Origin of the sequence: Klebsiella sp. K5-45 (genome assembly GCF_030128605.1) — a bacterium.
GTDB lineage: Bacteria > Pseudomonadota > Gammaproteobacteria > Enterobacterales > Enterobacteriaceae > Klebsiella > Klebsiella quasipneumoniae.
In genome coordinates, this window is record NZ_JAKUZW010000028.1 from 1 (window position 1) to 10,983 (window position 10,983).

General features: G+C 58.7%; 7 protein-coding genes and 1 pseudogene. 2 read left to right on the forward strand and 6 right to left on the reverse strand.

Translation table 11 applies throughout. From position 1 onward, the window contains the following. Both tnpC and MKS11_RS26650 read left to right on the forward strand, forming a co-directional pair. Positions 1–955, forward strand: a 955-nt coding sequence (gene tnpC / locus MKS11_RS26645; RefSeq protein WP_284109780.1) for an IS66 family transposase, incomplete at its 5' end; no start/stop codon positions are given. 152 nt (positions 956–1,107) lie between these two features. Beyond that, entirely contained in the window at positions 1,108–1,653 is a 546-nt protein-coding gene (locus MKS11_RS26650; RefSeq protein ID WP_004206763.1) for a hypothetical protein, read from the forward strand. A 214-nt stretch (positions 1,654–1,867) separates the two neighbouring features. On the opposite strand, the gene MKS11_RS26655 is transcribed toward MKS11_RS26650, so the two are convergent. The 6 genes and pseudogenes from MKS11_RS26655 to MKS11_RS26680 all read right to left on the reverse strand — a co-directional run. Next, the gene (locus MKS11_RS26655) at positions 1,868–2,215 is read right to left on the reverse strand and encodes a DUF6404 family protein (RefSeq protein ID WP_004152301.1); all 348 of its coding nucleotides are present in this window, start codon (positions 2,213–2,215) and stop codon (positions 1,868–1,870) included. 19 nt (positions 2,216–2,234) lie between these two features. Beyond that, entirely contained in the window at positions 2,235–2,831 is a 597-nt protein-coding gene (locus MKS11_RS26660) for a fertility inhibition protein FinO (RefSeq protein WP_004178053.1), read from the reverse strand. A gap of 156 nt (positions 2,832–2,987) precedes the next feature. Then, the gene (gene traX, locus MKS11_RS26665; RefSeq protein WP_004206764.1) at positions 2,988–3,713 is read right to left on the reverse strand and encodes a type-F conjugative transfer system pilin acetylase TraX; all 726 of its coding nucleotides are present in this window, start codon (positions 3,711–3,713) and stop codon (positions 2,988–2,990) included. 79 nt (positions 3,714–3,792) lie between these two features. Further along, positions 3,793–9,054 carry a conjugative transfer relaxase/helicase TraI gene (traI, locus tag MKS11_RS26670; RefSeq protein ID WP_284109781.1) on the reverse strand — a complete coding sequence of 1,754 codons (5,262 nt, stop codon included), beginning with the start codon at positions 9,052–9,054 and terminating at the stop codon, positions 3,793–3,795. Next, a pseudogene (gene traD, locus MKS11_RS26675) lies at positions 9,054–10,856 on the reverse strand (type IV conjugative transfer system coupling protein TraD); the annotation flags it as partial. The gene traI and the pseudogene traD, both read right to left, overlap by 1 nt. Positions 10,857–10,914: 58 nt before the next feature. Then, on the reverse strand, positions 10,915–10,983 hold a 69-nt coding region (locus tag MKS11_RS26680), incomplete at its 5' end, for a hypothetical protein (RefSeq protein WP_223349232.1).

Genomic DNA, 10,983 nt, shown 5'->3' on the forward strand with positions numbered 1-10,983 from the left:
ACCGCTGTATCGTCAGTCTGAAATATACGGTCGCCAGGGCGTGGAACTGAGCCGTTCACTGCTGTCGGGCTGGGTGGATGCATGCTGCCGGCTGCTGTCCCCGCTGGAGGAGGCGCTTCAGGACTATATCCTGACTGACGGTAAACTCCATGCCGATGATACCCCGGTCCAGGTGCTGTTGCCGGGCAATAAGAAGACGAAGACCGGGCGGTTGTGGACGTATGTTCGTGATGACCGCAACGCCGGGTCAGCGCTGGCACCGGCGGTGTGGTTCGCCTACAGCCCCGACAGAAAAGGCATCCATCCGCAGACCCATCTTGCGGGGTTCAGCGGTGTGCTACAGGCGGATGCGTACGCCGGGTTCAACGAGCTGTACCGCGATGGCCGGATAACGGAAGCCGCCTGCTGGGCTCACACCCGCCGTAAAATCCACGATGTGCACGTTCGCACGCCGTCAGCCCTGACGGAAGAAGCCCTGAAGCGTATCGGCGAACTGTATGCCGTGGAGGCGGAAATAAGAGGAATGCTGGCGGAACAACGGCTTGCTGAACGTCAGCGGAAAACGAAACCGCTGCTTAGTACCCTGGAAAGCTGGTTGCGTGAAAAAATGAAAACGCTGTCGCGACACTCGGAGCTGGCAAAGGCGTTCACGTACACCCTGAACCAGTGGCCGGCCCTGACGTACTATGCAGAAAACGGCTGGGCCGAAGCCGATAATAACATCGCTGAAAATGCGCTGCGGATGGTCAGTCTGGGTCGTAAAAACTGGTTGTTCTTCGGCTCAGACCACGGTGGTGAGCGGGGAGCGTTGCTGTACAGTCTGATCGGGACGTGCAAACTGAACGGCGTGGATCCAGAAAGCTACCTTCGCCATGTCCTTGACGTCATAGCTGACTGGCCAGTCAACCGGGTCAGCGAGCTGCTACCCTGGCGCATCACACTGCCAACTGAATAACACATCCCCGTCAATACGGTTCTCGCTGTACGCTTACGGACCCGAGGCAGAATGCGGATCATCAGAAAGAAAAAAACGATTTGAGCTCTGATTCATAGCCCGATAGATTACTTAGTTCCCCCGAGTGCACGATAAAAAAGAGAGTATTTCTGATGCCATTACCTGAGCGAATGAAACCCGCACGGGTCACCCGTAAACAGATGAAAGAACTGGTCAGTCAGCTGAATGGCATTCTCGATCACATCGATAACGGGATGGACGAAAACAATGAAGAACTAAAACAGATGATGGCAGACTGGAATGCACAGGTCGTCATACCCTGCGGGTTCTCTGATTTTCGTGATTTTTCATCCTGGACAAGTGCACTAGATTTCACCAGGATGGCGCTTAATCAGGAAAAATACCTTGATGACTTTACATGGACAGAACTGAACGACGTTATCAACTTCATACGCAAAGCAGAAGGTAGTGCATCTGACCACAGCTATGCACTCCAGTTACTGGAGATTAATTTCAGGGCAAACCCACTGGATCTCATCTATCACCCTGACTGCTGGTTCAATGATGAAGCATTGTTTCATGCTCGGCTGACTACCGAAGAAATTGGTGGCTACCTGATGAAAAAATCAGGTCGATGGCTCAACGATGCACCGGATATCCAGCTGGTGTATGCCATCCCCCAGGATGTTTATGATTAACCAAGTCACCATTTACCATAATCCCTTAATTGTAAGCACCGCCAGAACGGCCTCAGGGCGTTTCTGACGGGAAACTGGCAAAACACCGAAAACCCGCCAGAAACGCGCAGGGGCTGTTTTTACGGCATGCATGAGTATGCACGCAAGTGCATAGCGCGGAAATTCATGCCATTCAGCCAGGGTAAGTCCTGTTTCCGGCGTTCTTCTGATTCCGTTATAAATCTTTCCAGTCAGGTAATTTATTCACCTTTCGGCGCCACAGATGAAACAGTGCCATCGTCAGGCCAAATAACACGCCCGCAATAAGACTGATTTTGCAAGCGAACAGGGGTGGCATCCCCTGGGCCCGCCACACCATCCAGTACATCCACAGTCCGTATCCGACGGAGAAAGAGCCTGCCATCACGCCAAAAACCTGCCAGAACGGAGCAAACGGCAGCGGGGGAATGTTTATCCCCAGCCGCCACAACAGTCGTATCAGAAGCGGTGCATAATTGCTTTTCCACATCTTACAGCTGGCCATTATCGCCAGCGCCTTTTGTTTCCGCGCTTCAAAATCCATTTCCTCTCCTCGATTGTATTCAGCCAGCTGACTGGCTCCGCATACGCTCAGTTCGCAGGAGTTCTTTCATCATGCGCTCGCTGGCGTACTGCGCTTCCCCTGCAGTGACGGTCGCGACGGCGTTCCCCTGCAGATCATAGCGGGCGGCTCCCTCCTTCATCCGGGACAGATAGCCCGCAGACCGGGTCAGACTCTTCAGGCACTTAATCACCTGTTTATGCGACAGCGGCAGGTCACGGTTCACAATGTCGGCAAACAGCTGTTCGCGCATGCCCGTTGCCAGCAGACGGGGTGAGTTTCCGTCGAACAGCTGTGGCCAGAATGCCTTCAGCGTCATAATGGCCTGTTCCGGCGGCAGCAGGCGAAGATAACGCACCGGAGGTGGCGTCTTTACCGCTTTAACCGGCACCGGCGCAGCGTTGCGCGCGGCGGCTTCGGCCGCTTGTTTAACCTTCTCAAGTTTCTCTTTTTTTGCCTTCCAGGCCGGCGGGGACGAGACCACCACGACCTTCTTTCGGCGCACCACACCAGGAGCAGGGGTTGCCTCTGCGGGGGCCGTACTGTTCTCCGCCGGTTTTCGTTTCAGGCTCAGTACAGGGCGTTTTTCTTCACTCATAAGGGGCCATATCAATAAAAGCTACAGGTCTGTGCTATACGATACGCTAACGGTATCATCGTTTCACCTCGCAATGCAGTGGACACAACGATGATGTCCCCTTTGTCACGTTTACGGGCAATGTGCCCGCCCCCCGGACCTGTGTCCGGTTTTTTTTTACATCGTGACGACAATACCGAGTACCGCCAGGTGCACCGCATAGAACATCACGAAGAACTGCCGCGGCCAGAAGCGTTTCACACGTTCTCCGGCAGATGAGCACACCATCAGCGTCAGCAGCGCAATCGCCAGCCCGGCCACTGATTCACTCACGTCATGCATATTCATCAGCAACACCATGAGGGCCCACAGCACCCCGTATCCCAGCCGTTCCTGTGCATGCTGTGCGCGACAAAGCAGCCAGCTGGCGGTGAGCATGCCCACTCCGGCCATGCCGTAGCTGGCGGTTGACAGGGGTATCCAGGCGACCAGCAGTCCAGCCGCCGGGAGGGTGTAATACCAGGACGGCTGGCTGACCCACCGCAGGACCTGGCCCGTGACGGCAAAGGCAAACAGAATATTCCCGGAATACCACGGGTACCCGATGAGCATAAACGACACCTGGGCGACCAGCGCCCAGCCCCACAGGCTGTTCAGCTGCGACTGGCGTATTTCCGCGTGCCGGGCCAGATTCATTCCCCATGCCAGACCGAACAGCGGAAAACAGCCCCGTCCCAGCAGGCGCATCACTTCATTGTTTCCGGCCAGCAGTAAGCCGGTGTGGTCAGTCACCATCAGTACCAGTGCGACCGTTTTAATCATATCCGTTTGTCCCGGTGCCCAGGTCAGCAGGCGATGAAGCCAGCGGTCTGTCGCACCTGGAAATGTGTGTTGTGCTCTCATGTTTTTTTCCTTTTAGCGCTCCGGCAGACTGCCCGATTTTAATCGGGGAGGCTGCCGGAGCAGACAAGCCGCAGGCGCGTCAGTCGCCCCCGAGGGTTTTCTCGCGGTTAAGGTCACGAACCATGTCCCGCTCCACAGCCTGCAGACGCTCACGCTGCAGACGTTCTGAGGCCACCTGTTGAATCGCCTCCTCCTGGCGCCGGAACTGAGGATCATCCGGTAGCGTCGTTTTCTCCGTACCCGGCCGGTCACGCTCCAGTCCGCGAATGACGTCCCCGATAACCTCTTTCACCCGGTCCGCCGGCTCGCCGGCTTTACGCGCCTCCCCGGCCATTTCCCGGGCAGTCTGTTCCGCCTTTTTTTCCATTTCCCGGCGCTGCTGTTCTTCTGCCGCCCGCTGTGCCAGTACCTCTGGCGGGAGGATAATGTCAGCCCCGGCCTGCGGTACCGGAGCCACCGGCGCCGGTTCAGCCCATACCCGCCCACCGGTCATGGCCCCGGGGTTCCAGGGGCGGTCATCACCGGCCAGCCGCACCACCACCCCCGTATCGGGATTGTCGCGGGCCATTCTGACGCCCTCCCCCATATTCCCGGCCAGCAGGCTTTCTCCGTTGCGGCTGTTCTGCAGCGCCACGAACCGGGCGTCTTCATTGCCCATAATTCGTCCCTCTCCGCCGATAGCCTCCAGCCGTCCGTCCCGATCGGTCAGCGGGCTGAGCCAGATACCGGCGGCTTTCCCGTTTTTATCAAATGCCGGCAGCGCCACATGCGGCTGAGGGTACTTTTTCCCCGGAGAAATGAATTTTCCTGGTGAACTTCCCTGTGCCAGACCGGACTGCTGCAGGGCTGCCCGGCCCGCGGCGGTTTCATCCAGTGGCCTTGCCCGCCCGAACAGCAGATCGGCTGTTTTCACCGCCCGGTCGTTACGGGGTTCAAGAATATCGTGCGCCGTCGCTTTCTCAGGTGAATTCTTGATGGCCTTTATCCAGCCCTCACGGTTGTCGGTGTAGACCTGAACATGCTGTTTCATGCGGGATAAAGCCACATAGGCAGACTCAAAGCTGGCCATCTGTTCCCGACCACCGGCCACCCCTTCCAGCGCGATGGCATACGGTTCGCTGGCCCCCTGGGCACCGTGGGCGGTGATGGCGTAGGCGAGGTCGATATGCTGCTGTGCCTGCTCCGCCTTCGGGGTCAGCGTACGGGTGATTTTGCCATCAGACAGCGTGACACTGTCACCCGAAACAAACTGCACTTCCCAGATACTGTTGGCCACATAGCCGCGCTCCGGGTCACTTTTGCTGAAGCGCATTCGGTCCCCCTGAGACACGGTGATCTTTTCCTGACGATAGAGCGTGACGCCTTCTGCCGATGCCTCCCGGGGTGAGATAAATCGCTCCTTTCCTTCACTGTCTGTCAGGGTGATCAGCTGATTATCCTTATCCACCTTGCTGATACGGTGGTATACGTTATCAACCAGCGCCACCGCCTCCTTGTGAGCCGTCCAGGTCGACAGTTTGCGCAGTTCACCGTCACGGATGTTACTCGTGACCAGCACCGGCAGGGTGATTTCCTCTTTGCCGGTTTCCCCGTTCTCCCGCCGTGCGTCATGGATCAGACTGTTCAGCGCCCGCCGGTCCTTATTCAGATGGGTGATCACCAGCGTCTGCGACTGTGCCTCCGGGGTCCGTCCGGTATAGTCCTTCACCAGCGCCTCGTAGAGCGTCGCGGGCTGACCTTCCGGCAGGGTTTTCCCCTCGCTCAGCGCCTTTTCTATCGCCTTTTCCTGCTTTGGCGTGAATTCCACCACAGAACTGCCCGGCGCCCATGAGCCTTCTTTTCTCGGCACCTGCTCCGGCGTGACCTGCTCGATGGTGGTCAGGGCGCGGTGCACATCCCGCTCAATCAGGCTGTAGACCGCCGGTCGCAGCTCAGGCATCTGGCGTACAATCTCTTTCATGATGGCAACGTCGGCGGCGCTGCGCTGCTGCATCAACCTGAACGGCTGGCCCGGCGCGATGGGCTGCAGCTGGTCGTTATCCCCACTGGACACCGCCCGTCCACCGCCGGCGACGATGAGGGAGTGGGCTTTTGCCATATCGGCCAGCCCCACCATTGAGCTCTCGTCGAGCAGGAACAGGGTGTTGCTGAAATCGGGTGTCTGGCCATTGCGCTGCAGCAGCTGCGTGTCGTGGAGGAACGATGCCGTCGTGCGCGCATCCACGCCAGCACTCTGCATTTCCCCGACCGCGCGATGCGTCGGCGCCAGACCGATGACGCGCGGACGGGTCTCTTCCGGCAGCAGACTGATGGCACTCATGACTGCCCGGAACTGGGTGGTTTTCCCCACCCCGGCATACCCCTGAACCACCGTGAAGCGGTCCGTGCTTTCCAGAATCATCCGGGTCGCCGCCCGCTGTCCGGCGGTCAGGTCCGTCATCAGACTGGCCGGCACGCGGTCCATCAGGGGGGCCACCGCGTCTTTACCTTCCAGCACGTGGGTCAGGATGCTTTTTTCGGCGTCCCAGGTCTGACGGGAAATCAGCAGGTCATTGCCGTAGCCGTGCGCCACCGGTACATTCAGCAACTGCCCCGACCTGATTTGTGCCTGGATGGTCGTGTCGATGTCCGCCATCGAAACCTTCCCGCCCCCGGTTTCCATTGCCGTCGCCAGCAGCTGGGGCCGGGAGAAGGTCAGGTCCTGGCTCTCAAGCAGCGGGATGGCCAGGTGAATGGCCTGTTCTGCCGGGGTATGCAGCCCGGCCTTCTGCTGCGCAATGGCCGCATCCAGGTCCGTCTCGCCGGATCGGGACTTCAGCTGCTCTGAGACCACGCTGAACGCGGTATGCCGCGACAGCTTCTCCGTCGTACGCGCCGCATCCTGCGCCGAGTACAGCCGGAGATGACTTCCGCTCTGCGCCAGCTGGTTGAGGGTGGCGTTATCCAGCTCACGCTGCGTCACCGACGCAAAGACCGTTGCCGTCTCGCTAACCGACCTGCCGGGACTTTCCACCCAGCCGTGGCCGATTTTAATACCGTCAAACACGCCCGCGCCCACGGCCAGGGTCTGCGTGGTTTTCTGCCCCGGCCGCTGTACCGTCAGCTGCCCTTCCTCCACTTTCATCACCGTGATGCTTTCCCCGCCCTTCAGGCGTGTGTCCGGTATCTTCCCGAGCACCGCCAGACGTTCCCCCTCTGCCACCGGCAGTGTATCTGCCCGGAACAGCGTCCACTGGCTGTCGACCGCGGAAACCTTCAGATCCAGACGGACCCCATCCCGGTCTTTCAGGGTCAGCATATTGCTGCTCGCGGTCACCCGGTCAATGACAAAGCGATCGTGCGTCCGGTTCTCCGGATCCCAGCGTTCCATCACCATCCCCTCCCGGTAATAATCCCGCACGCCCCGGCTTTTACTGTCCAGCCACACCGGCGTCAGGGCTGTAATGGTCGTGTCTTTCTCACCCAGCACCCCCTCCTGTCTGAGGGAGTCACGGATAAGGCCGTTGAGTACGCTCTGTTCACGCGTCCCGCTGATTTGGGCCACGCTTTCCTGCCCTTCACGTACGCTGACGGCAAACTCCTGTGCCAGCCGGCTGTAGCGTGCTCCTTTATCCGGTTCACTGATGATGTCGGCTGTGGTCTTTTGGCCCCCCTGCCAGCGATACGTATTCACGCCGCTGTCCTTCAGCACCGTCAGCGCACTGCCGGTCCCGCTGCGCTTCCCGCTGTCTGAGAGCAGGACCTGCACGTTATGGCGCATCGCGCCATCGAGCAGGGAAATCGTTTCCTTCAGGCTCAGCTTCTCCGCCTGATCCACGATGAGTGTTCCGCCCGGAATAAACGCCGTCCCGTCCTGCAGGGCGGATTTACCGGTCACCGTTTCCCCGGCCAGACGCACATCACCGGCGAGAAAATCACGTGAGCGGTTATCGGCCGCCAGGATATGGACGTCACGCCCCTGCTCCCGGGCCATCAGGGTTAACTCGGCCACCCGCTCCCGCTGGCCGGTTGCACCGCCCTGACCGGAAACAATACCCATTACCAGGCGATCCTGCGCCAGCACGCTGACGGCATCGCTGAAAGGGACCTGGCGCACCACAGACGCATCGGGCGTGACGGAGACATGATTCTGGCGCTGTACCTCCTGACTCAGGGCTTTGACGGCGAGTTCATCGAGAACGTGGATGTTTGAGGTGAACAGGCCTTTCTCGCGATCGAGAGGGATAAGCTGCTCCCGTTCAATGGCGGCATCGATGCCCTTTCTCGCCAGATCAAACACACCGTCCTTCGCCTCCAGCTGGCCGACCGTGCGTGCCAGCAGGTCGGCATACGTGAATTGCACCTTGCGGTCGCTGAGACCGGCAATCGCTTTCGTCACCACATCCGTGATATCCGGACCGTCAGTGTTCACCGGCGCGGCAGGTGCACGGGCCAGCTCTGCGGCTCGCGCATCGGCGGCCTCACGGTACCCCCGGATGTCAAACCCGGTCTCCTTCAGCGTGTTCATCCACTCCACCATCTTCTCTGCCGGATCGATGGCTTCTTTCGACTTGCGGGTATCGAGCGCGGCCACATCCCGTGACTTCAGGGAGGCATCGGGTCCTGCAGCCTCCCTGACCTCCTGAGACCGGGTGGAGAAGGGTTCCACAGGGACCCCTTTCATCTCCCACATCCCGTGTTTGCCCACGACTTCCGTCTCATAGCCAAGCTTCTCAACCAGGGGTTTGAACGCCTCCCGGTAAAGCTTCCCGAACGCTATCTGGTTCGCGTACACGTTCTCGATAAAACCTGTTTTACCGATCTTATCTGTGCCGAGAGACTGCCATTTGTCCCCGTTCTGCGTGGCGTTAATGACGACGGCATGGGTGTGTATCTGAGGTTCCTGGTTACGGTTCGTGTCGTGGTTGAATTTCGCCACAATCAGATTTCCGGTCAGCACCGTTTCGCTTTTACCGTCCGTCATGACACGGGTCGCGGCCAGCGTCTCCAGTTGCCGCACCGCTTCGGTTACCGCCTGGTTGTGGGCATCGATAAGGCGTTTATCGCCGCCCAGCATCGCCATGACCGACACGCTTTTGGGGGCCGAGAAGGTCAGGTCATAACCGGGCCGGTGCCTGTTGGCGCCGTCCTGTATCCGGGTCAGGTCGCTGCCATCCGGCAGCTTCCCTTTCAGCAGTTCCGTAAACAGCGCCTTATCCACGGCTTTCCCGTCGATCCCCAGCGCCTCAGCCCCCTTACCCTGCCAGCGTTCGTCCATACTCCCGATAACGTAGTAATTATCCTTATCCGTATAGTAATTACCGGCACTGCCCGCTGATTTAACGGAGCCAATCGACATCATCAGAAGTTCCCCCCAATCTCGACATCATCCTGCTCATCGTGGCGGTGGCTGTGGTTGATATTGACCTCTTCACGCCGCTGCATATCCCGCTGCGTCTGCTCATCAGCCCAAGCGTCATACGCCTGCATGTCTTCAATCACACCGTCCTCGTTCATGCCGGCCGGCAGCATGTCCAGCCCCTGCTCTGCGGACTGCTGCGCCAGCTCCTGTTCTGTCCCGCCTGCAGCTGCTGCAGGGATACCGGCAGAGGACGCTGTTGAGGCAGCAGCGGCCGCTGCGGCTGCTTTTGGTTTGATCAACGGTACGGTCGTGACCCGCAGGACGGGCGGCTCCGTTGCTCTGACGGAAGGTTCCGCTGCCGGCATCTTCGTTGTCGGCGGCGCTTTTACCGGTGCCGGAGATACTGTCATGTCTGCTGGCGCAGGCTGACTGACCGGCTCAGGCTGTTCTCCGGCGTGACTGTCTGTATCAGCCGGCCCCGATGCCGGCGCATCCGGCGTGAAAAGTGCCCTGGCAAGACTCCCTTCAGCTTCCCGCTCTTCAAGCAGCGCACTGAGCCGGGCGTCTACACGCGTATCGAGTCGGCGCGGAATAAATCCCTCGGTAATTTTCGGACGCGGCTTGTATTTGAGGGCCAGCTTCACGGCCGGATACGGTCCGGGCAGCGTGACGTAACAGGACAGGTCCGGCAGCGTCTGAATATCGGAGTAACTGACCAGGGTTTCCCGCTCTTTTTCTTTCCCGGTCGATACACCATCACGCACCGGGTCAGCACCGTAGGAGTACTGCTCGCTGGCCTTGAGGATTTCCTTTTCGCCAATTTCACCGGCAGCAAACTCCGCGATCTCCCTGCTGGGTGAACGGAAGAAGGCCCGGGTGTTCATTACGTCAAAGAGCGTGGCGGCAGGCTTAACGCCATAGATGTCTTCCAGCTGGGCATAGGACTGAATACCGAACACATAACAACCACCAAATTTACGCGCCTCCGGGAGGATTTCGACAAGGTCCGGCAGCTTGTGCAGCGTGGGGAGCTCGTCAGCGAAAATCCAAACACGCCGGTTACGGTTCTCCCCCATCGCCAGCAGGCCGCGGATAGCAATCGACAGCCACATTGAGATAACCGGCTTCAGGGAGGCATGGGTGTCAGCGTTGGAGGAGATAAACAACCAGCCATTGGGTCGGTCCTCACGGACACCCCGCATCCAGTCCCGGATAGTGAATGGCTCGCCGTTCTTCTCAATGCCCTGCAGGTAGCGAATAGCCTTGACGTAGTTGGTCAGCACGGCACGAATGGAGATGGCCGTTTTCTCAATTTTCTCTTCAACCAGGTTCGCTGCCGGCGTGTTCTGCAGATAGGCGCGCAGCTTGTCGATTTTAATGGACAGCATGGTATCGACCAGTTTCTCGTAGCTGCGATCCTTGTCTTCACGCATCAGGTACGCGCCTTCGGCAAAGATAGTGCGACCGGAACCCTGCCAGAACGGGTCTTCTTTGGTACCCATCGGGATAAGGGTGTTGGAGATGTTGTCGAAGTCCGGCAGCGTCAGGCACTCTTTCCACAAATCCCAGGCCGCGCAGCGCGAGTCCAGCGGGTTGAGGATTTTATCCAGTGACGGGTCGTAATAGCTTTTGACGAACTCACAGGAGCGATCGTAAATGATGGCCATATCGCCCCGGGCACGCACGTAGTTCAGTAGCCGGCGGATCACTTCTGATTTACCGGAACCCACGGTACCGTGGAGGCAGAAGTTCTGGATTTCGGAGTTTTTAAGAATAGGCAGGTCGCCAATTTTAATATCGGAGGGGCTTTGTTGAATAAATCAGATTTCGGGTAAGTCTCCCCCGTAGCGGGTTGTGTTTTCAGGCAATACGCACGCTTTCAGGCATACCTGCTTTCGTCATTTTGTTCAGCGCTCGTACCAGGGCCAT

Bases quoted from the DNA above. Each gene is read 5' to 3' on its own strand.
- MKS11_RS26650 (WP_004206763.1), top strand. From the start codon at position 1,108: ATGCCATTACCTGAGCGAATGAAACCCGCACGGGTCACCCGTAAACAG.
- MKS11_RS26655 (WP_004152301.1), bottom strand. From the start codon at position 2,215: ATGGATTTTGAAGCGCGGAAACAAAAGGCGCTGGCGATAATGGCCAGC.
- MKS11_RS26660 (WP_004178053.1), bottom strand. From the start codon at position 2,831: ATGAGTGAAGAAAAACGCCCTGTACTGAGCCTGAAACGAAAACCGGCG.
- traX (WP_004206764.1), bottom strand. From the start codon at position 3,713: ATGAGAGCACAACACACATTTCCAGGTGCGACAGACCGCTGGCTTCAT.
- traI (WP_284109781.1), bottom strand. From the start codon at position 9,054: ATGATGTCGATTGGCTCCGTTAAATCAGCGGGCAGTGCCGGTAATTAC.